Here is a 20516-nt window from a genome sequence, read left to right as displayed (position 1 = left end):
CGGGCTCGGGAGCTCGGACGCGGCTAAATTCGTACCTCGTGACGGTTTTCGTGGTTGTGGCCATCGTGGTTGTCGTAGTTCTGTTGCTGGTCGGTTATGTCGCGAGCACGGTGCGTCGGCTGGGTAGGTACAGCGAGCAGACCGTGCAGAGTCTGCGGCTGGTCGATGTGGAGCTGGAGCGACGGCACCAACAGCTGGTGCCTTTCCTCGAGGCTGCAGAGGCATCCGGGCTTTCCGCTGATGCCGTGCGCCAACTGGGCGGTGCCCGCTCGTGGTCCAAGGCCGTGCGCGAGCGTGGCCTGGGACTGTCGGCACAGGCAGCGGCCGAGAATGCGCTGTCCGCGGCATTTCACGCCGTTCTCGCCGAGGCCGATGCCAGTCGGAACGTGTTGGGCAACTGGGCTTTTCAAGGGCCGGCTGGGGAGCTGACCGTGACCGAACGCCGCATTGCGGGGGCAGTGCGGGTGTACAACGACACCGCCTACCGACTGTCGCAGGCGGCCGGCACCTTCCCGTCGTCCATCGTGGCCAAGTCTCGTTCGATAGTCGCGCCCGAACCCTTCGTGGAAACGAGGGACGTGCTCGACGAGCAGTTGTCGGCCCAGGTCGCTGCGTAGGCGCGACGCGTCGGGAGTGACGAGCCGCCAGGAACGGCGCAATGAGTTGTGGGTAAGTTCGTAGCGACCTTCGCAGACCCGTCGTACGACGAGAGGAACCCCGACATGGCCGAGAGCGCCGCGAATTCGGACCGGCAGGAACTGGCCGATCTGGTGAAAGAGCTTGCCGTCGTGCACGGGAAGGTCACGTTGTCCTCCGGCAAGGAGGCCGACTACTACGTGGATCTGCGTCGGGCGACGCTGCATCATCGGGCGGGCGCGTTGATCGGTTCGCTGATGCGTGACTTGGTTGCCGATTGGGATTTCGTGTCGGTCGGCGGGCTGACCATGGGGGCAGACCCGGTGGCGATGGCCATCATGCATGCCGAGGGACGTCCGATCGACGCATTCGTAGTGCGCAAGGCGGCGAAGGCGCACGGCATGCAGCGTCAGATCGAGGGACCGGACATCGTCGGCAAACGTGTTCTGGTGGTAGAAGATACGACGACAACCGGTAATTCACCGCTCACTGCCGTCGCAGCTCTTCGGGACGCGGGCGCGACGGTCGTCGGAGTGGCCACGGTGGTGGACCGGGCAACCGGGGCGGACGAGGTCATCGCCGCCGAGGGGCTCGAATATCGATCCCTGCTCGGCTTGGCTGACCTCGGCCTGTAGACCCCGGCCCCAATTGCCCTGCTAGCGAACCAATTGCGCGACGACCACGAAGTTGTCGTCGGTGGGTTCGCCGCCTTGGACGTCGCAGTTGGCCAGGATCAATCGTCCCGGTACCGACTTACGCAGTTCGTTGTCTGCGAGCAGAGATCCCTTCGGTAGGGGGCCCACCGATTCGACGGCGTACTCCAGAGTTCCGCTCGCGGTGCGCAACACGACCGTGTCGCCAGGGGTCACCACCCGCAAGGCCTTGAACGGGGCGTCCCGCTTCGAATAGTTGTGTCCGGCAACAACTACCGTCTGCTCGGTCGAGGTGCCCGGCATGCCACTCTCGGCCCACCAGGCCGGTAGTTCGTCCACCGGGTTGAGCACCTGGCCGCTCTCGCCGCCGCGGTAGAGCGGATCGGGATGGATGGGGCTGCTCAGATAGGTCGTGCCGTCCGCGGAACGCAGTTCGATGTACTCGGGCTGGGCGGGCGCAACGTCGCTCGCCGGCGCAGCCACCGAAATCTGTGACTGCACCGGCGAGCGATCGGGTGCGGCGATCCCGACTTCGTCACTCGCACAACCTGATACGAGTAGAACGAAGGTCAGGATCGCCGACCACAGCCAGCGGTTACTACGAGGTGGCATCGGTGGAGCTGCGGCGGCGCAGGTAGAACGCTCCACCCGCTGCCGCTACTACGACCACGCCCACTCCGGCCAGGATCACCGGGGTGTTGGACGAGCTGTCCGATCCGCCCGACGCCTCGCTCGAGGAATCGCCGAGAGCGAGATCGACCGGCGGCAGTTCGCCGGCGACACTGACGACACCGTTCTCGTCGGTCGTGAAGTAATCCGCGACGGTGAACGATCCGTCCTCGTTCTTGACGCCGACCAGGGAGACGCCGGTCTCGTCGACGACGACGGTGGTGTCGTCGACCTGGGTGACCGGAACATCTTCCTTCACGGTGCCACCGAGGTTGATGGTCCACTTGAACTTCGGTCCGCTGGCGGCCAATTCGGCAGCCTCGGCCTTGAGGTCGGCCTCGGCCTTTGCTGCAGCGTCGGAGGTGGACTTGGCGGCTGTTGCGGCGTCCTGCGCGGCCTTCAGGGTGGCGGCGGCCTCAGTCGCCTTGGTCTTGGCGCTGGCTTCCGCTTCGAGCTTGAGCTGCAGCTCGGCTGCGGTAGCGGTCACGGCGGCGTCGGCGTCCAGCACTGCCTGGGCGGCCTTGTCGGCCTCGGCCTGTAACGCTGCGATGTCGGCACCGGACGGAGCTGCGTCGAGTGCTGCCTGTGCAGCGGTTGCTGCCGTGGCCTTGGCGTCGGCATCGGCCTTCGCAGCGTCGGCTGCAGTTCTCGCGTCGGCTGCGGCCTTCTCGGAAGCGGTTTCCTCACCGGCTGCGGCCTCCGCGGCGGCCTCGAGGTTCTTGGCATTCTGCTCGGCCATCGCTGCAACTGCGGCTGCGGTCTGAGCCTCGACGTTGAGCGCCAGCGACTTCGCGGCGGTGGCAGCGGCAGCTCGAACTGCCGCGGTCACCTTGGCGAGGTTGAAGTTCTTGAACGAATCCTGAACGGCAGTAACGGAATCCGCGAGAGCTTTGTTCGACGCCTCGGCATCGGCCTTGGCGGTGGCGGCAAGTTCCGCCTTCGCGTTGGCGTCTGCGCGGGCTTCCGCGGCGGCGGCGGTGGCTTCTGGGTCGCCCGAGACGGCTGCGGCTTCGAGCTCCTTGGCCTTCGCTTCTGCCTCCGTAGCGAGTGTTGCTGCGCTGTCGGCGGCGGCCGTGGCGTCGTCTGCTGCGGTCTTCAGTTCGGCAGCGGTGTTCTTCGCAGCGGTGACCGCAGCACTTGCGGCCTGGCTCTGGACCTTGGCTGCTGCGGCCGCGGTGACGGCCGCCTTCGCCTTCACATCGGCTTCGGCAGCGGCGACCTCGGCCTTGGTGGCGTCGGTGCTCGCGGCGGCTTCGGCGGCCTTGGCTGTGTCGAGCCGCACCTGAGCGGCAGCAGATGCTTCGACGGCAACCTTGCTGGCTGCTTCGGCGTCGGCGATTGCCTTCTTTTCGGCGTCGGACAGCTGCGGGATGATGTCGAGGCTGACGGTTGCGGTGCCGTCCTCGTTCATGACGATGCCGGGGACGATCTGGGGGAGCGGACGGATGTCGGAGGGGGCTTCGGGGGCCGGTACGGCGGCTGCCGCGGCGGCGGCAGCTTCGGCATCTTGCGGCGTCACCGACGGGGCAGGCTGCTGCAGATCTGCGCTGCCGTCGGTGGTGACGGTGCCGGATCCGTCGGCAGGTGCGCCTTCTTCGCCGGTGGGGGTACCGGTATCGGTGCCTTCCTCGGTGCCGGGCTCCGGTTGGACCTCCGAGCTGTCAGTGGGTGTACCGGGCTCCTGAGCACTGGCGATTCCCGGTGCAACGATGGAGAGGGACAGTGCCATGGCGGCCCCGGCAGCGGCGAGGCGCGCCTTCTTGGACCTGGCGATCGACTTCTGCGACATGGAGATTGTGGCCCTTCGGTCAGTGGCAGCATCGTGCTGCGCGCACCCGTCCTCCCACGCGGAACGAGTGTTGTTGGTGAGTCACACGAACAACCGTGATGGGGGAACCGTAAACCAACCGTCCGGTCCTGCAAACAGAAAAGTGCTTTACCTGTGTATTGGTTATGAAAGTGTTACTGATGAGGCTCATGTGACCAAAGGGAGCGCAGATACGACGCGACGGCCGAGATGCATGATCTCGGCCGTCGCGAAAAGGCTTTCGGATGAACGTAATTCAGTCGCCGACTGTCACGGCCCGAGCCTCGTCGATGCTGTGCGGTGCAGGTTCGTGGTCGTCGACGTGGGCCAGGACCGTGCGCCCGGTGGACAACACGACGATCGCGAGCAGCGTGCAGGCTGCACCGACCCAGAACGGGACGTGCATGTTCGATTCGCCCAACTTGCCGGCCAGGTAGGGAGCGGCGGCACCGCCGACGAAGCGGACGAAACTGTATGCCGCAGATGCCGTCGACCGCTCGACCGGTGCCGAGATCATGACGGTCTCGGTGATCAGAGTGTTGTTGACGCCGAGGAACAATCCGGCCACGACGGTTCCCACGATCAGCACGGTCTTGTTCTCGGTGAACATCGCCATGACGCCCAGGTCGACTGCGAACAGCAATAGCGCGAGCATCATCATGTTCAGCGTTCCGAAGGCCCGCTGCAGCTTCGGCGCGATGAACACCGACGCCACGGCCAGGCACAGACCCCAGCCGAAGAAGATGAATCCGATCGAGTAGGTGCCCATGTCCAGCGGGAACGGCGTGTAGGCGAGGAGGGTGAAGAAGCCGTAGTTGTAGAGCAGCGCGGTGATCCCGACGGTCAGCAGCCCGCGGTGCCGAAGCGCACGAAACGGGTCGAGAATCGACGTGGTGTGGGCCGGCTTGGGGGTGTCCGGCAGCATGACGACGAGCAGAATGAACGCGACGGCCATCAGGGCAGCAACGCCGAAGAACGGTCCGCGCCAGCTGAATCCGCCCAGGACACCGCCGACCAGGGGGCCGGTCGCGATGCCGATACCCAGCGCGGCCTCGTAGAGGATGATCGCGCGTGCGACTCCGCCCGACGCGGCTCCGACGATGGTCGACAGCGCAGTCGCAATGAACAGTGCGTTGCCCAGTCCCCAGCCTGCGCGGAAACCGATGATCTCGCCGACCGATCCGGACGTGCCGGCCAGCGCGGCGAAGACGACGATGATCGCCAGGCCCACCAGCAACGTGCGCTTCGGGCCGAAGCGACTGGACACCACTCCGGTGATCAGCATCGCGACGCCGGTGACGAGCATGTAGCTGGTGAACAGCAGCGATACCTGGGACGGCGAGGCATCGAGTTGCTCACCGATCGGTTTGAGGATGGGGTCCACGAGGCCGATGCCCATGAAAGCGATGACGCTGGCGAATGCGACTGCCCATACCGCGCGCGGCTGCTTCAGCAGGCTGTCGGGGGAGGTGCTGGTGGTCACGAAAGAGTTCCTCTCATTCCGTGATCGACGGGCTCGAGGATGCTGCGAAGCTCGCCCAAGCCGTCGGTCAGTTTCTGTATCTGTTCTGGGTCGAGGTCGGACAGGTACGGGACCAGTCCGTCGACGAGGTGGCGTCGACCGTCGGCGAGCCAGCGATGGCCGGCCTCGGTCATCTCGACGAGCACGGCGCGCGAGTCGTCGGGGTCGGATCTCCTGGTGACGAGGTCGGCGTTGCTCAGCTTGGCGAGCAATGCCGTCGCCGATGGTTGGGAGCATCGATCCAGCTCGGCGAAGGTACTGATGCGCAGTGGCTGGTACTCCTCGAGCAGCGACAGGGCTCGCATCCATGCTCGCGGCCATTCGTCACTGCCGAACCGGGCGGCCAGTCGCACGAAGCGCGACGAACTGGTGACCAGCTGCGAGAGCAGGTCCCGGATGTCTTCATCGGAATGACTCACGGATTTATTGTTACATACACTAACTATCTATCGCAACGTGAGCCCGAGGGAGATCGGGGAAGTCGGGGAGTCAGTGTCGGCTCAGGAGATCCGCGATGTCGCGGTCCCACTCGGCGATACGTCGACCGTCGTACCGGAAGCGCACCACGAAATAGATGCCGAGGAGAACCACCGCGGCCAGAATCCAGCTTCCGATCGCGTTGAAGATCGACGCAGCGACGACGTCCGACGACGTCAGTGGCCGCAGGCTCAGGTTGCCGCTGTTGTCGACCCAGATCTGAGCGGTGGTTCCGATCGGAGAACCGGTGTCGACGCTGACGCGACCGGTGTGCTCGACGCCCCGGTAGACCCAGCGGGAGTCGACGGCAGTGGCAGCGGCGGCACCGGACGAGCCGAAATCCGCCGATGCAACGGATGGCGTCGTCGTAGTCGCCGTTGTGGTGGCAGTGACCTGGTGGATCGAGCCCCTCTGATCCTCGAGGCGTTGTTGCTGATCGCTGTGAGCGGCGAGGCCGATCCACAGCGACACCGGAATCATGACGATCAGCAGCGCGGTGACCCAGTGCTTGACGCGGGACTGGCGGATGTCGCAGTCGCGAAGCAGCGGGTTGGGGTAGCCCGAGAGGTCGGTGTGTGCCGAGCGGGCCTGCCCGGTGAGTTTGCGGCGCATGATGGTCCCCACTACTTCGAAATGATTCCGACCGACCTTTCCACGATGACGAGACGACCTGCGAGTATCAAGCAGTAGGGGCCAGCGTCACATGTGACGTTGGCTGTGATGGGTTCGGCGGAAGGCGTGCGATGGTTCTCGACCGGGTGCAGCGAGCCCGCGCCGCAGCTCTGGTTGCGGGTACGGCGACGGTGTTCGGGGCCTGGGCAGGCTCGGCTGGGTTGCAAAAAATCGCCAAGCCGCTGATCGTTCCGGCCTTGGCGACCGGGCTCGATCCGGCTCGTGATCGAGTGCTGTTGGTCGGCCTCGCCGCGGCGACGGCCGGCGACGTTCTGTTGATCGATCCCGACGACGATTCCGCTCTGAAATGGGGCGCGCGTGCCTTTGCCGTGATGCAGGGGAGTTACACCTGTCTGCTGCTTCGTCGCGGTGCACGGCCGACACCGATCGATGCGATTCCGAGGTACGCCGGGTGGGCGGCCGCGGCGGTGCTGTTGGCCCGACGGCAGCCGGCGGTGGCGTCGACCTTGTCGACCTACGGGGCGATACTGGCGACCACATCGACGCTGTCTGCCCTCTCCCCGGCGCGCGGCGGCGATCGACGGCTGATGATCGGCGGCGCGTTGTTCACCGCATCCGATGCACTGATCGTGTTCCGTCGCCTGTTCCTGACCGAGGACCGTCACCGCAGGACCGCGGAGGCGATCATCCTGTCGACGTACGTCGCGGCGCAGGTCCTACTCGTCGAGGCGTTGCGGTCGAGGCAGTAGCAGAACCCGTTCGCGGTGTGCCGGATCGACGCGGACCGCGATCACCGTCCCCGGCTCGAACCGGGCGCTGTCCGATTCGGGAATGTCGTAGACGATCTTGCCGAAGTAGCTGTTCGAACCCGGCACGGTGAATTCCAGGTCCAGCTCGGCAGTGTCGTCGTCGATCCGGCGGATGGCGTCCACCGTCGCCCACCCCTCGACGCCGTGCTCGATCAGTTCCTTCTGCTCGCGCGTCGGGCGTCCGGCGATCATCATCGCCAGCCCGAGAGCCGCGCCGAATCCGGCGACCAATGCAGCGAGCTGGTACGGAAGCGTTCCGGGCGGCGTTCGAGGGTTCAACCAGCCGATCCAGATCGCCAGCACGACGGCGTACACGATCGTCACGATGACGACAGCACGCACGATTCTCGTGTTGTTCACTTCGACACTCCTGGGCCGCCCGCAGCGGTGGTTCGATATTCGACGATAGGGGGTTACCGGTAAGTAGGGTTACATGTACGGTGTTCGATGTGACTCGACCAACTGTCTTCATCTCCGGCGCAGCAGCAGGTATCGGCCGCGCAACTGCTCTCAAGTTCGCGGCCAGTGGCTACCTCGTCGGTGCGTACGACATCGACGAGACCGGCTTGGCGTCACTCGGCAAGGAAGCTGCCTCGCTCAGCGGCCGCGTCGTGACCGGCACCTTGGATGTAACCAACTCCGACCAGTGGGAAACCCGGTTGAAGGAGTTCGTCGGGGAGGGCGACGGTCGCCTCGACATTCTGATCAACAACGCCGGCATTCTTGCCGCGGGTGCCTTCGAGGACATGCCGCTGTCGGTACACCGCCGGCAGATCGACATCAACGTCAACGGCGTCATCTACGGAACCCTCGCGGCGTTTCCGTACCTGAAGGACACCGCAGGCGCGCAGGTCGTCAACCTGTGCTCCGCGTCGGCCATCTACGGTCAGCCCGAGCTGGTGACCTACGGCGCGACCAAGTTCGCGGTACGCGGCATCACCGAAGCGCTGGACCTCGAGTGGAGCAAGTACGACATCTCGGTCAAGGCCATGTGGCCGCTGTTCGTCCAGACGGCGATGACCCAGGGTGTCTCGACGGGCACCACGAGCTCGCTCGGAATCAAGCTCACCGTGAAGGATGTGTCCGACGCGATCTTCGACGCGACCCGTCCGGTCAAGCGTCGGTTGCACAAGGTGCATTTCCCGGTCGGCTTGCCGTCCAAGGCGCTCTCGCTCGGGTCGCGCTTCTCGCCCGCATGGCTCACTCGTGAGGTCAACCGGCGCCTGAGCCACACCTAGGACTTCTCGCCGAACGATGCCGGCGGTGCGCCGGTATCGTCGGTCTTTCGAGGGATCGGTGTCGAAAGGTGGGTCGGGGTTTCTTCATGCTGAGCATGTGTGGTTCGAGCAGGCTGGGTTCGATGCGGGGTTGGCTGATCGGGATCGGGGCGGTCACGGCTCTCGTGGTCTCCGGTTGTAGCGGTGAATCCGCCGCTCAGCCCCCGCCGCCGACGACGTCGACCACCACGCCCGCGCCGACGACGACCACCGCGACCACCACCGTGGCTCCGGTGACGACAACCGAGGTACCGCTGCCTCCACCTCCGCCGCCGATCGAACCGCCACCCACCGCCGAACCGCAGACTACGTATGCGGCCATCGGGGGCGCGTACTACTTCAGTTCTCCCGACGGTCTGTTCCAGTGCGGCATCGTGCCGTTGTCGAGCCGTACCGAGGCCGGGTGTCAGGGCACCACAAGCCCGGTTCCGCCACGGCCTGACGATTGTATGATCAACTGGGGCAACGGAATTCGAGTCACCAACGATGGGCCCGCAGCATTCATGTGCTCGGGCGGTGTGGTCTACACCTCGGGCGGGGAAACCATCGATCCGCCGTTGGCTGTGGGCGCTACCATCGCCGAGGCCGGCTTCACCTGCACGTCCGCGGAGAACGGCATCTCGTGCGTCGACGACGCAACCGGCCACGGATTTCGCATCGCGCCCGACAGCAACGAAGTCTATTGAGCGGCGACAGCAATTCGCCGTCGGAGGACATCGGACCCACCGAGTGGGGCGACAACCCGAACGGCGTCGGACCCTGGGCCGATTCCCACTTCGAACCGCCACCGGACGATCCTCGATTGGATCCCGAGCTCCTCGCCGGTGGCGACCGCCGCAACGTCGTCGACGCCTACCGCTACTGGCGGCGCGAGGCCATCGTCGACGACATCGACACTCGACGACACTCGCTGCACGTCGCTATCGAGAACTTCACCAACGACGCGAACATCGGCACGGTGGTGCGCACCGCGAATGCCTTCGCCGCCCAGGCCGTGCACATCGTCGGGCGCCGTCGATGGAATCGCCGCGGTGCCATGGTCACCGACCGTTATCAGCATCTCCATCACCACGATTCGGTGGAGGCGTTGATGGCGTTCGCCGCCGAGCAGGGACTTGTCGTCGTCGCCGTCGACAACACCCCGGGATCGGTCCCGATCGAGACGGCCCAGCTGCCGCGAGAGTGCCTGCTGCTGTTCGGTCAAGAGGGTCCGGGCGTCACCGACGGAGCCCGCGAATCGTCGTCGATGACGGTATCGATCGCCCAGTTCGGTTCCACCCGCAGCATCAATGCAGGTGTCGCCGCTGGGATCGCGATGCACGCGTGGATTCGGCAGCACGCCGACCTCGATACTGCCTGGTGACACTGCCTGGTGACACTGCGCTCATCCGGGGCGCGATGTAACGAATCAGCAACGGAAGTGGCAGGATCTTCGGTATGCAGGAGTTGTGGTCGCAGCGTGCGGACGCTGCGGAGGGGGCCGTCGTCGCACGGCACATGCGTCGGCTCTGGGGGCTGCCGGGCACGACGCTCGGAGTCGTGGCCTGGCCTCCGGTTCGCCGCGAGCGGTTGTTCCTGCGTTGGCACTACTGGTGGCAGGCCCATCTGCTCGACTGCGCGGTCGATGCCGCCGATCGCGAACTCACGCCCAAGCGCCGGCGCCGATTGAACAAGATCACTCGAGCGCATCGCACCCGCAACATCAGCGGATGGACCAACAGCTACTACGACGACATGGCCTGGCTCGGGCTGGCACTCGAACGTGCCCAGCGGCAGCATTTCGTCGGCAATCGGGGTGGCATTCAACAGATCGAGATGGAGCTGTTCGACGCCTGGGCTCCGGCCGAGGGCGGCGGCATCCCGTGGCGCAAGAAGGACGACTTCTACAACGCCCCGGCCAACGGTCCGGCCGCGATCATGCTCGCGCGCACCGGTCGACTGTGGCGCGCGCAGGAGATGTCCGACTGGATGAATCGAACTCTGTCGGACTCGCGAACCGGCTTGATCATCGACGGGGTGCACTCCACTCGCGCGATCGTCGACGCGGGCAAACAGCCCGAGGCGGAACGGGCGATCTACAGCTACTGCCAGGGGGTCGCGCTCGGCCTCGAGACCGAACTCGCGGTTCGACTCGGCGAACCCAGACATGCGAAACGCGTCCACACACTGGTCGACGCGGTGGAGAACCACCTGACCCGCAACCTCGTCATCACCGGCGGCGGTGGGGGAGACGGCGGCCTGTTCAACTCCATCCTGGCGCGCTACCTGGCCGTGGTGGCGGTGGAGCTACCGGGAGATTCGGATGCCGACGACCGAGCCCGCGAGCTCGCCGCGGCGATCGTGCTGAACTCGGCCGAGGCCGCATGGGAGAACCGACTCGAAGTGGAAGACAATCCTCTGTTCGGAGCCGACTGGACCCGCGAAGCGAGGTTCCCCGGGCAGGGGTTGCACATCGCCACCTTCACCGAGGGCACGGTGCGACCGTCCGACGTACCCGAGCGAGATCTTTCGGTCCAACTCGGCGGCTGGATGCTGATGGAAGCGGCCTATCGCGTCTCGGCTGCTGGTTTCTGAGTCGTTCCGCAGGCTTCTGCGGCCGCTACTCGACGACCTCTTCGACCTCGATGGTCTCCTCCGGTCGCGCCATTTCCTTGCGGTATTGCCAGATTCCCACGCCGGTTCCGACCACCAGCAGCACGATCATGCTGATGAGAACTGCAGGCATCAGCCACGGAATGCGTTGGATGAACGAGCCGAAGTAGAACCCGATCAGCAGCAGCACCGGTGCCCAGATGATCGCGCCGAGTGTGCTGGCGATGGTGTAGCGGCGGTGATCCATCTTGGCCGCGCCCGCGACGAGTGGGCACAGCGTGCGCACCCAGGGGATCCATCGCGCGACGAGGACGGCCCAGAACCCGTGCTTCTCGAGCAGCAGATTGACCTTGTGCAGGTTCTTCGTGTTGAGGTACTTGCCGTTCTTGCGGGCGACCAGCGTCGAGCCGGTTCGGTGGCCGATCATGTATCCCACCTGGTTGCCGGCAATCGCGGCAACCATCGCTCCGACCGAGAGGGCCCAAATGTGCCCGGTGCCCGACGCGTGGGTCGCCATCACGATTCCCGCCGTGATCAGCATCGAATCTCCGGGCAGGAACAAACCGATGATGACCGCGCACTCGATGAACACGAATGCCATCACGACGACCCAGACGACGAGGGGGCCTGCCGTCTGTAGCGGGCCGAAGCTGCCGGCTGCTTGCGTGGACACGTCCGGCAGCGCTGTTGCGCTCAGGGCGGTGGTAATCGACTGCACAGGCTCGATCACTTTCGGAGGATCTCGATCAGGACTTGGTGTCCGGGGCGTCTGCCTCGATTGCGTCGGCTGCCTCGCCGAGCGGAGTCTTACGGGCCTTGATCATTCGCTTGCCGACCTCGATGACGATCGGTAGGACGGAGACCGCCACGATGATCAGGAAGATGATGTCGACGTGCTCTCGGATGAACGCGATCTGCCCGAGCAGGTATCCCAGTACCGTCACGCCCGCGCCCCAGAGGACGCCGCCGACGACGTTGTAGGTGAGGAACAGCGAGTACTTCATGTGCGATGCACCAGCGACGACCGGCGCGAACGTCCGCACGATCGGCACGAAGCGAGCCAGGATGATGGTGATCGGACCGTGCTTCTCGAAGAACAGGTGCGACTCGTCGATGTACTTCTTCTTGAAGAAGCGAGCGTCATTGCTCTTGAACAGAGCAGCGCCGCCCTTGGTGCCGATGAGGAAGCCGACTTGATCGCCGAGAATGGCCGCGATCGGGATGAGGATGACGAGCGTCCAGATCGACGCGAACGGCTCGATCTCCGTGGACTTCGACGCTGCGATCAGACCGGCCGTGAAGAGCAAGGAATCGCCTGGTAGCAGCGGGAACAGCAGGCCCGACTCGATGAACACCACCAGCAGGAGCCCGATGAGCACCCAGTGCCCGAACGAGTTGAGCAGGTTCACCGGGTCGAGGAATCCAGGTAACAGGGCCAGATTGGTCGTCACCGATTCCGAGGCAGCTAGAAGACTCACCGCGCCCACACTACCGGCCGAAACTGGTAACTCCTGAACAGTCGGTGACGCGCGACCATGATCCCGACGACGCTTCCCTCACCGGGTACGCACGACACCGGGCGCGGCAGTTGCCATACTGCACAGGACACAATCGAACTTTCAATGGAGGAATGACGCCGTGCCTATCGCAACTCCCGAGGTCTATGCCGAGATGCTGGGCCGGGCGAAGGAACACAAGTTCGCTTTTCCGGCAATCAACTGTGTGGGTTCCGAGTCCATCAACGCCGCCATCAAGGGTTTCGCCGACGCGGGTAGCGACGGCATCATCCAGTTCTCGACCGGCGGTGCCGAGTTCGGCTCCGGCCTCGGTATCAAGGACATGGTCGTCGGCGCAGTGGCGCTCGCGGAGTTCGCGCACGTGATCGCCGCCAAGTACGACGTCACCATCGCTCTGCACACCGACCACTGCCCCAAGGACAAGCTGGACACGTACGTGCGGCCGCTGATCGCGATCTCTCAGGAACGCGTCGACGCAGGCAAGAACCCGCTGTTCCAGTCGCACATGTGGGACGGCTCGGCCATTCCGATCGACGAGAACCTCGAGATCGCCAAGGATCTGCTCGCCCGCGCTGCGGCTGCGAACATCATTCTCGAGGTGGAGATCGGTGTCGTCGGCGGCGAGGAAGACGGCGTCGAGGCCGAGATCAACGACAAGCTCTACACCTCGAACGAAGACTTCCTCAAGACCGTCGAGGCACTCGGAGCAGGCGACGCGGGCTCGCGGTACCTGCTGGCGGCCACCTTCGGCAACGTGCACGGCGTGTACAAGCCGGGCAACGTCAAGCTCAAGCCGTCCGTGCTCGCCGACGGCCAGAAGGTTGCGACGGAGAAGCTCGGCTTGGCATCGGGTTCCAAGCCGTTCGATTTCGTCTTCCACGGCGGATCGGGCTCGGCGAAGAGCGAGATCGAAGAGGCACTGGAGTACGGCGTCGTGAAGATGAACGTCGACACCGACACCCAGTACGCATTCAGCCGTCCCATTGCCGGGCACTTCTTCTCGAACTACGACGGCGTGCTCAAGATCGACGGCGAGGTGGGCAACAAGAAGGCCTACGATCCGCGCAGCTACCTCAAGAAGGCCGAAGCCGGCATGACGGCCCGTGTCGTCGAGGCGTGCAACGACCTGAAGTCCGCCGGCCGCAGCGTTTCCGCAGGCTAGAGCGGCTTCGCCGCATGTGAGCGAGGAGCCTGCGGTCGTTCCGCAGGCTCCACTCCGGCCTCGTAGCAGGCTACGAAGTTCCGCTCACGTCGGTCAGCTGCACACCTTCCACTGTTCGCCCTCCAGGCGTAGGTCGAAGGTGCGCGGCGACCGATCGTTCGGATTCGCGTCGGTGTGCGCGATCACCTGAGCGATAGCGGTGGTGGCGTCGGTGACCTGAATGGCGTCGATGCTGTCGACCGTCGGGATACTGCCCTGTTCGACAGAGACGCGGTGGACGTCGGCGAACTCGGTGTCCGGGATGTCGCGGTAGAAGGTCGCCAGATCGCCGCACGAGGTGCTGCGGAGCGTGGCCAGGTCACCTCCGGCCAGCGCTCGGGTGAACGATTCGACCGTCGATCGGATCTGCGCCTCCGGTGAGGTGTCCTCGCTCGTGCGATCGATCAGCAGGTACGCCCCGGCGGCAACAGCAGCGATCACGACCACCACGGCCACCAGCGCCGCCCACCACTTCTTGTGGCTCGACTTCCCCGGCTCCGCAGGCGGCGGGCCGACGCGCTGGGGCGTTGCCTGCTTGGATCCGGCCTGCTTCGAGCCGGCCTGCTGTGGCTCGATCTTGCGGGGTTCGACCTTGCGAGGCCCGACCGGCGGGGGCAGCTTTGCCGGGGATTTCTTCTCTGCCGCAACAGCTGTGGTCGATTTATCAGCGGTATCTCGGGGCGGAATACGACGCGGTGCCGCAGTCGGCTTCGCGATCGGCGCTGCCGGCTCGTCTGCGGGAGACCCGGCAATCTCGTCTGTAGTGGATTTGTCGGTGCTGATCTTTTCGGTCGGATCGTCGTCGACTGCCTTCGACTCGGCTGCAGTCTCTTCGGACCCGGCATCCTTTTTCGTCTTCGCCAGATCGATTTTCTCGGTGGCGGCGTCGGCCTCGGAGGGTGCATTCTTTTTCTCGTCCGGCATGCTTCTCCCTCGTCCACCTGATCTTGCAAGAGCGGTATGTCTGAAATTTCGTCAGCTGGCAGCCTATCGATGGTGTCGGTGGCCGGGCGCGAGCGATGCGGGGGTGTTCGGACACGATTCGGTGACGTAGGGGCACAATGAGCGCCATGACTTCTTTCGGTGATCTGCTCGGACCCCAACCCACACTGTTGCCCGGCGACGACGAGGCCGAATCCTCACTGCTCAACCACGAGGCCCCCGAGACGGTCGCAGCCGCGCATCCGACGGCGTCCATTGCGTGGGCCTACCTGGCCGAGGCTGCGCTCGAGTCCGGTGCCACCATTACGGCCTACGCCTACGCTCGTACCGGATATCACCGAGGGCTGGACCAGTTGCGTCGTAACGGATGGAAGGGATTCGGGCCGGTCCCGTACAGCCATGAGCCCAACCGCGGATTCCTCCGATGCGTCGCAGTCCTCGCCAAAGCCGCGCGCGACATCAACGAGAACGACGAGTACGCCCGCTGCCTCGACCTCCTCGAAGACTGTGACCCCAAGGCAGCAGAAGCGCTCGGCCTGGGCTGATCGAGCCCGCGCCAGCCGCTCGCGGGGGCGCACTCGGATGAAGGCGGGGACCGCGCGCCTGCAGCTGTCGCTGCTTCCGATCATTCAATGCGCGTTGGCCGCAGGTGTGGCGTGGTTCGTCGCGACGGACATCGTCGGTCACCAGAGCCCGTTCTTCGCGCCGATCGCCGCGGTCGTCTCGCTCGGGGTCTCTCTCGGTGCTCGCCTGCGTCGTTCGGTCGAGTTGGTGGCCGGAGTGACGGTCGGCATCGGGATAGGCGATCTGTTGATCTCGCTGATCGGTAGCGGGCCCTGGCAGATCGCCTTGGTGGTCTTACTGGCGATGTCGGCTGCGGTGTTCCTCGACGGTGGTCCGATCATCGCGATGCAGGCCGGATCGTCCGCCGTACTGGTGGCGACCTTGATTCCGCCGGGCAACATGGGCGGCCCCAACCGCATGGTCGACGCGTTGGTCGGTGGTCTGGTGGGCGTTGCGATCGTGGCGTTGATCCCGACTCATCCGGTGTGGCGTGCGCGTAAGGATGCGGCAAATGTCCTGGGGACGGCTGCGAGTGTGTTGCAGAAGGTGGCCGACGGTTTGGTGGCGAACGATCCCAAGCCGATCGAGGAAGCCTTGCGTAAGGCCAGGGCGACGCAGTCGGGTATCGATGCGCTTCGTACCGACCTCAAGGGCGGCCGGGAAATTGCCCGCATCTCGCCGATGTACTGGAATCACCGCAATCGCCTGGCCGCGCTCGCGGCGACGGCCGATCCCATCGACAATGCCGTCCGGAACATTCGGGTGCTCGCTCGACGCTCGCTGACGCTGGTGCGAGACGACGAAATTCTCGATCCACGTGTCGTCGACGAGGTGGAGAAGTTGGCGCATGCCGTGGAAGTTCTGCGGCAGATGGTTCTTGCCGATCCGGGGCAGAAGCCGGATGCGGCGGAGGCTGCCCGAGTGTTGCGTTCGGTTGCCGCCGGTGCCAAGCCGGAGTTGATCTCGAATGCGGGCCTGTCGGCGACCGTGGTGCTGGCTCAGTTGCGATCGATCATCGTCGACTTGCTGCAGGTCGCGGGCCTCAAGCGCATTTCGGCGCTCGCCACCCTGCCGCCGACGGTGAAGAATCCGCACGTTCCGCCTGAGGTGTGACCGAGCGCCTGTAGCAGTCCGACACCATTGCATATATGCGTATGTACGCATATGGTGACTCCCGGAGGTAGATACAGGCACGCAAGGGGGAGTTATGGGCGCCGGTCACGGGCACAGTCACGGAGTGGGCGGTCACTCGCCTGCAGGTGCAGGTCCGCCCAGGTCTCGCGTTCGCAAGATGGTCGTGGCGCTCGCGATTCTGGTGGTGTTCCTCGTCGTCGAGTTCACCGTAGCGTTGGCGATCGGCTCGCTCGGTCTGCTGGCCGACGCGGGCCACATGCTCACCGATGTGCTCGGTATGTCGATGGGGTTGATCGCCCTGCTGCTCGCACGCAAGGGAAGTGCAGTCGCGGCAAGAACTTTCGGCTGGCACCGCGCAGAGGTGTTGACCGCCATCGCCAATGCTGTTCTGCTGCTGGGTGTTGCGGCCTTCATCATGTACGAGGCGATATCGCGAATCGGTGACGCTCCCGAAATCCCAGGCCTACCACTCATTCTGACTGCGGCGGCCGGTCTCGTGGCCAATATCGTTGTCATGCTGCTCATTCGCGGCGACGCCAAGGATTCGCTCGCGGTCCGCGGCGCATATATGGAAGTCCTTGCCGACGCGGTCGGCAGTGTCGGGGTGCTCGTCGGCGGTGTGCTGATGCTGCTGTTCCAGTGGACCTGGGTGGACATCGTCGTGGGTGTACTGATTTCCCTGTGGGTGATTCCGCGAGCGATCAAGCTGGCAGGCTCGGCCCTGCGGATTCTCACCCAGGCAAGTCCCGCCGACGTCGACGTGGACGCGTTGACCGGCGACCTGAGCGCACTTCCCGGTGTGACGGGAGTGCACGACCTGCACGTGTGGACGCTCACCACCGGAATGGACGTGGCGACAGTTCATCTCGAGTGCGAGGGTTCGTCGTCGATGGTGCTCGATCGTGCCAAGTCGTTGTTGTCCACCTACGGCCTCGACCACGCCACCGTGCAGGTCGAGCCGGCCGCACACGGGCGAACGTGCAAGGAAGAGATCACCTGGTGACGGTGCGAACCTCGGTTCCCGGACGCCAGATGTCGATCTGCATGTGATCGTCCACCAGCGACGTCAGCACGATCTCGGTGATGTCGAGGTCGAACACGTGGTACGGCACCAACTCGCCCGGCGCCGCGTCGAATATCGGTTGCAGCACAGCGGGATCGGTGATTTCGACGGCTACTCCGCTGATCTTCGCGTCACCGCCCTCCATCGAATGATGCCCCGGGTTGCTGTGCAGCGCGAAGCGTCCGTCACGTTGTAGGTCCCGCGCCTTGGCGGCACCGAGCATCGACCCGAGGCGCACTACACCGGTGGCGTCGAATTCCACTTCGGTTCCGCTCACGCGCGGTGAGCCGTCGGCTCGGAGCGTCGCGAGCACATGGTGCTTGTTGGCGGTGAATCTGGCCCGCACCGCCGATGCCAAGTTCGGGGCTGCAGTCGAGAACTCGTTCCAGGTCGTCATGGTGACGAGTATTCGCCACCATTGCTGACACCTTGTGTCAGTAATATCGAGAAATGCGTTCCGCGCGATTGCTCCGCATCATGCTGCTGCTCCAGCAGGGGCGCACGGCGACTGCACAATCCCTGGCCGACCAGGTCGAGGTATCCGTCCGAACCATCTACCGCGACATCGGCGCGCTCGGTGCTGCAGGAGTGCCACTGTGGACCGAAACCGGCCCCGGCGGCGGTATCCGGCTGCTCGACGGGTGGCAGTCCGCACTGACCGGCATGACCGGTACCGAAACGTCGGCGCTGATGCTTCTCGGGATGCCGTCGATCGCCGCCGACCTGGGTCTGTCCGATGCCACCGCTGCGGCCGAGAGCAAGCTTCTCGGCGCACTGCCGGTTCCGTTGCGGGCGAGCGCGCAACTGTGGCGTGACCGCGTGCACGTGGACGTTCCCGGGTGGTTCACAGTGCCCGCCGCGAACGATGTCGTTCCGGTACTGGCTCGTGCGGTGCTCAGTGGTCGGGAGATCGAGATGGGTTACCGCGGTGGGAGACGGGTCGTCGGGCCGCTCGGTCTCGTGGTGAAGGCGTCGGTCTGGTATTTGGTGGCCACGCGCGGCAAGCGCATCCTGTCGTTTCGGGTCGATCGGATCGGCAGTGTCACGGAGTCGGCGAATCCGGTCATCCGGCCCGAGGGATTCGACCTCGCGCAGTGGTGGAACACGTCGATGGCGGAGTTCGATCGGTCGCTGCTGACGTATGCATGTCGTGTCCGGCTGTCCGACTCGGCAATTCGCGCTCTGCCGCGAGTGATCGGTGCTACGGCGATGCCGGCCACTGCACCGCGCGACGACGACGGGTGGACCACCGTGGACCTGATGCTCGAGAGCGAGGCAGTGGCGCTCGGACAGTTGATCGCGCTCGGTGGGGGTGTCCGGGTGCTGGAGCCGACCTCTCTGCGTAGATCTCTGCGCGACCTCGCGTCGAACATCGCACTCGACAACCGTTGAGCTACAACCAGAATCGCATCAGGTAGTTGCCGTTGCCGGCGAAGAACTCGGGAACCCCGGACAATCCGAACAGGGCGTAGATCGCTCCGAAGAAGGCGGAGTTCACTGCGGGCACGAACAGCAAGGCCACGAGTACCAGCAAGCCGTACGTCTTGAACTGGCTCAGCGATGCCCTCGTTGCGGGTGAGAGCGAGGGCTCGAGTGCGGCGTATCCGTCGAGCCCCGGTACCGGAATCAGGTTGAGAATGGTGGCCATGATCTGCAGGAACGCCAGGAAGCTGAGCCCGTACCAGAATGCGGAGTGAGTGCCGTCGGTGCCGAACAGTCTGATGACGACCAGAAGTGCAACGGCGACAACGGCATTGGCGATCGGCCCGGCCAGGGCGATGCGCCGCTGCGTCGACGCTGAGAATTGGCCGGTCCGCAGATACACGGCACCGCCTGGTAGTCCGATTCCGCCGATCGCGATGAACACCACCGGCAACACGATCGAGAGCAACGGGTGGGCGTACTTCAGCGGGTTGAGCGTCAGGTAGCCGCGGAGTTCGACCTCGCGATCCCCGGCGCGAAATGCAGTGAACGCGTGACCGAACTCGTGCAGGCACACCGAGGCGATCCAGCCGGCGAGTACCAGAACGAACACCCCGAGGCGCGCGGTGAAGGAGGTGACATCCTCGGCGGTCCACGCGAGTGCTCCGCCGACTCCTGCGACGGCGAGAACGGCGACGAACACCGGGCTCGGTAGAACTGGACTACGTCGTAGCGGGACGGTCATCGGACCAGCAACCACTCCTGATCGTGGCGGTAGAACGTGGATCTCTTTACTGTTCTGTCGCCGGCGACCCCGTCGCGCAGCAGTTGCGCTGCCGGGGAACCGAGTTGCATCGCGCGCCCGCTCACCCAACGGCGGGGCAACAGACGTCGGCGGCCGATCACTCGCGCGCGCAAGCCCGGCATTTCCGGGGTGGGTGCCACCTCGACTCCTGGTACGACGCCGGCGAACAGGCGGGTGTCGTCGACGTAGGCCTCGCCCTTGAGTTCCGCGCCGTCGGCACCGCCGAGCAGCGCTCGACCGACGACGGCTTTACCTGCATCGTCGCGAATCAGGGGCGTGCTCGACGCAGTCCCGGTGAGCGCCACTTTGGCGGCGCGTGACCCGGTGCCGAGTTTGTAGATGTGAGCTGCGTTGGTCGCAGTCTCCGGTACGAAGGCGACTTCGACGTGCAGGCGGTCGGTACGCATCAAGCGGGTCAGGACTGCGGCCAGGGAGGCGTCGTCGCCCAGGACGATGATGCGGGGTGCGGGAGCGGATTCGATGTCGGAGAAGATCGCGCTGCAGTCGTCGTCGGTCGGTACTGCGTCGGCGCTGCGCAGTGGGACGTCGGTCAGCGTGATCGGCAGCAGCGGGTTGCCGCACTGCAGAACAAACGGTGTCACGGCGCTCCTAGGTCTGCGATGAATCCTCGTCACGACCATAGTGCCCTCGTTTGGGCTCCACCGTAGCGGCATGCGGGCCAGCTCACCGGCTCGGCTAGACTGTTCCCCCGGCCACTGTCGCGCCTGCGACAAATGGTGACTGCTGCATTCGTTCGAGCAAATCTGCAGCACGTCCTCGCACGAAAGCAACG

At 65.0% G+C, this 20516-nt stretch carries 25 protein-coding genes; 12 read left to right on the top strand and 13 right to left on the bottom strand.

Annotation, left to right across the window (positions count from 1 at the left end):
* The first annotated feature begins 38 nt into the window (after positions 1 to 38).
* Positions 39 to 617, top strand: a complete 579-nt coding sequence (locus ASG84_RS08905; RefSeq protein WP_057476658.1) for a LemA family protein — start codon at positions 39 to 41, stop codon at positions 615 to 617.
* A gap of 105 nt (positions 618 to 722) precedes the next feature.
* Entirely contained in the window at positions 723 to 1271 is a 549-nt protein-coding gene (gene pyrE, locus ASG84_RS08900; protein WP_057476771.1) for an orotate phosphoribosyltransferase, read from the top strand.
* A gap of 21 nt (positions 1272 to 1292) precedes the next feature.
* Here the strand turns inward: pyrE and ASG84_RS08895 are convergent, their stop codons facing one another.
* The 5 genes from ASG84_RS08895 to ASG84_RS08875 all read right to left on the bottom strand — a co-directional run bounded on the left by ASG84_RS08895 (position 1293) and on the right by ASG84_RS08875 (position 6376).
* The gene (locus ASG84_RS08895; protein ID WP_235581597.1) at positions 1293 to 1790 is read right to left on the bottom strand and encodes a class F sortase; all 498 of its coding nucleotides are present in this window, start codon (positions 1788 to 1790) and stop codon (positions 1293 to 1295) included.
* Positions 1791 to 1887: 97 nt separating this feature from the next.
* Complete coding sequence (locus ASG84_RS08890) at positions 1888 to 3747, bottom strand: hypothetical protein (protein ID WP_057476654.1); 1860 nt, start codon at positions 3745 to 3747, stop codon at positions 1888 to 1890.
* 274 nt (positions 3748 to 4021) lie between these two features.
* On the bottom strand, positions 4022 to 5248 hold the full coding sequence (locus ASG84_RS08885; RefSeq protein WP_057476652.1) for an MFS transporter: 1227 nt from the start codon (positions 5246 to 5248) through the stop codon (positions 4022 to 4024).
* Positions 5245 to 5706: a MarR family winged helix-turn-helix transcriptional regulator gene (locus tag ASG84_RS08880; RefSeq protein WP_052058227.1), complete on the bottom strand. Its 462-nt coding sequence runs from the start codon at positions 5704 to 5706 to the stop codon at positions 5245 to 5247. The genes ASG84_RS08885 and ASG84_RS08880 overlap by 4 nt, the downstream gene beginning before the upstream one ends.
* A gap of 70 nt (positions 5707 to 5776) precedes the next feature.
* Positions 5777 to 6376: an Rv1733c family protein gene (locus tag ASG84_RS08875; protein ID WP_057476770.1), complete on the bottom strand. Its 600-nt coding sequence runs from the start codon at positions 6374 to 6376 to the stop codon at positions 5777 to 5779.
* 131 nt (positions 6377 to 6507) lie between these two features.
* On the opposite strand from ASG84_RS08875, the gene ASG84_RS08870 reads away from it, so the two are divergent.
* Complete coding sequence (locus tag ASG84_RS08870; RefSeq protein ID WP_057476650.1) at positions 6508 to 7146, top strand: lysoplasmalogenase family protein; 639 nt, start codon at positions 6508 to 6510, stop codon at positions 7144 to 7146.
* Here ASG84_RS08870 and ASG84_RS08865 read toward each other — a convergent pair.
* Positions 7114 to 7566, bottom strand: coding sequence for a hypothetical protein (locus tag ASG84_RS08865; protein ID WP_082520883.1), 453 nt, complete (start codon positions 7564 to 7566; stop codon positions 7114 to 7116). The two genes, ASG84_RS08870 and ASG84_RS08865, sit on opposite strands and share 33 nt — an antisense overlap.
* Positions 7567 to 7655: 89 nt before the next feature.
* Here ASG84_RS08865 and ASG84_RS08860 point away from each other — a divergent pair, with 89 nt between their 5' ends.
* A complete protein-coding gene (locus tag ASG84_RS08860) occupies positions 7656 to 8444 on the top strand; it encodes an SDR family oxidoreductase (protein WP_057476768.1) in 789 nt (262 codons plus the stop codon).
* Positions 8445 to 8640: 196 nt separating this feature from the next.
* Here the strand turns inward: ASG84_RS08860 and ASG84_RS28615 are convergent, their stop codons facing one another.
* Positions 8641 to 8805: a hypothetical protein gene (locus tag ASG84_RS28615; protein ID WP_327213067.1), complete on the bottom strand. Its 165-nt coding sequence runs from the start codon at positions 8803 to 8805 to the stop codon at positions 8641 to 8643.
* 52 nt (positions 8806 to 8857) lie between these two features.
* Between ASG84_RS28615 and ASG84_RS28610 the strand changes: the two genes are divergently transcribed.
* From ASG84_RS28610 to ASG84_RS08845, 3 genes are all read left to right on the top strand, one after another.
* Positions 8858 to 9169 (top strand): DUF6636 domain-containing protein, encoded by a 312-nt coding sequence (locus tag ASG84_RS28610; RefSeq protein ID WP_327213066.1) that lies wholly within the window; start codon positions 8858 to 8860, stop codon positions 9167 to 9169.
* The gene (locus ASG84_RS08850) at positions 9166 to 9846 is read left to right on the top strand and encodes a TrmH family RNA methyltransferase (RefSeq protein ID WP_057476648.1); all 681 of its coding nucleotides are present in this window, start codon (positions 9166 to 9168) and stop codon (positions 9844 to 9846) included. The genes ASG84_RS28610 and ASG84_RS08850 overlap by 4 nt, the downstream gene beginning before the upstream one ends.
* Before the next feature lie 74 nt (positions 9847 to 9920).
* Positions 9921 to 11057, top strand: coding sequence for a glycoside hydrolase family 76 protein (locus tag ASG84_RS08845; RefSeq protein ID WP_057476646.1), 1137 nt, complete (start codon positions 9921 to 9923; stop codon positions 11055 to 11057).
* Between the two features lie 25 nt (positions 11058 to 11082).
* Here ASG84_RS08845 and ASG84_RS08840 read toward each other — a convergent pair whose 3' ends face one another.
* Together ASG84_RS08840 and ASG84_RS08835 are read right to left on the bottom strand one after the other, a co-directional pair.
* Positions 11083 to 11748: a DedA family protein gene (locus ASG84_RS08840; RefSeq protein ID WP_057476766.1), complete on the bottom strand. Its 666-nt coding sequence runs from the start codon at positions 11746 to 11748 to the stop codon at positions 11083 to 11085.
* A gap of 73 nt (positions 11749 to 11821) precedes the next feature.
* On the bottom strand, positions 11822 to 12562 hold the full coding sequence (locus ASG84_RS08835) for a VTT domain-containing protein (protein WP_442970913.1): 741 nt from the start codon (positions 12560 to 12562) through the stop codon (positions 11822 to 11824).
* A 151-nt stretch (positions 12563 to 12713) separates the two neighbouring features.
* Here ASG84_RS08835 and fbaA point away from each other — a divergent pair, with 151 nt between their 5' ends.
* Positions 12714 to 13754, top strand: coding sequence for a class II fructose-bisphosphate aldolase (fbaA, locus tag ASG84_RS08830; protein ID WP_032380186.1), 1041 nt, complete (start codon positions 12714 to 12716; stop codon positions 13752 to 13754).
* Positions 13755 to 13847: 93 nt separating this feature from the next.
* Here the strand turns inward: fbaA and ASG84_RS08825 are convergent, their stop codons facing one another.
* Positions 13848 to 14717: an Rv0361 family membrane protein gene (locus ASG84_RS08825; RefSeq protein WP_057476644.1), complete on the bottom strand. Its 870-nt coding sequence runs from the start codon at positions 14715 to 14717 to the stop codon at positions 13848 to 13850.
* Positions 14718 to 14863: 146 nt separating this feature from the next.
* On the opposite strand from ASG84_RS08825, the gene ASG84_RS08820 reads away from it, so the two are divergent.
* From ASG84_RS08820 to ASG84_RS08810, 3 genes are all read left to right on the top strand, one after another.
* Positions 14864 to 15280 carry a DUF3151 domain-containing protein gene (locus tag ASG84_RS08820; protein WP_057476764.1) on the top strand — a complete coding sequence of 139 codons (417 nt, stop codon included), beginning with the start codon at positions 14864 to 14866 and terminating at the stop codon, positions 15278 to 15280.
* 37 nt (positions 15281 to 15317) lie between these two features.
* Positions 15318 to 16412 carry an FUSC family protein gene (locus ASG84_RS08815; RefSeq protein WP_057476643.1) on the top strand — a complete coding sequence of 365 codons (1095 nt, stop codon included), beginning with the start codon at positions 15318 to 15320 and terminating at the stop codon, positions 16410 to 16412.
* A gap of 94 nt (positions 16413 to 16506) precedes the next feature.
* Complete coding sequence (locus ASG84_RS08810; RefSeq protein ID WP_057476641.1) at positions 16507 to 17436, top strand: cation diffusion facilitator family transporter; 930 nt, start codon at positions 16507 to 16509, stop codon at positions 17434 to 17436.
* Here the strand turns inward: ASG84_RS08810 and ASG84_RS08805 are convergent.
* Complete coding sequence (locus ASG84_RS08805) at positions 17426 to 17893, bottom strand: pyridoxamine 5'-phosphate oxidase family protein (RefSeq protein WP_057476640.1); 468 nt, start codon at positions 17891 to 17893, stop codon at positions 17426 to 17428. The two genes, ASG84_RS08810 and ASG84_RS08805, sit on opposite strands and share 11 nt — an antisense overlap.
* A 53-nt stretch (positions 17894 to 17946) precedes the next feature.
* Between ASG84_RS08805 and ASG84_RS08800 the strand changes: the two genes are divergently transcribed.
* On the top strand, positions 17947 to 18888 hold the full coding sequence (locus tag ASG84_RS08800; protein WP_057476639.1) for a helix-turn-helix transcriptional regulator: 942 nt from the start codon (positions 17947 to 17949) through the stop codon (positions 18886 to 18888).
* A 1-nt stretch (position 18889) separates the two neighbouring features.
* Here ASG84_RS08800 and ASG84_RS08795 read toward each other — a convergent pair whose 3' ends face one another.
* The gene (locus ASG84_RS08795) at positions 18890 to 19663 is read right to left on the bottom strand and encodes a site-2 protease family protein (RefSeq protein ID WP_057476638.1); all 774 of its coding nucleotides are present in this window, start codon (positions 19661 to 19663) and stop codon (positions 18890 to 18892) included.
* Positions 19660 to 20364, bottom strand: coding sequence for a hypothetical protein (locus tag ASG84_RS08790; RefSeq protein WP_057476636.1), 705 nt, complete (start codon positions 20362 to 20364; stop codon positions 19660 to 19662). Before ASG84_RS08790 ends, ASG84_RS08795 begins: the two co-directional genes overlap by 4 nt.
* Positions 20365 to 20516 lie beyond the last annotated feature (152 nt).

This window comes from Rhodococcus sp. Leaf278 (genome assembly GCF_001426085.1).
GTDB lineage: Bacteria > Actinomycetota > Actinomycetes > Mycobacteriales > Mycobacteriaceae > Rhodococcoides.
This window is presented reverse-complemented; position numbering and strand designations above follow the sequence as displayed.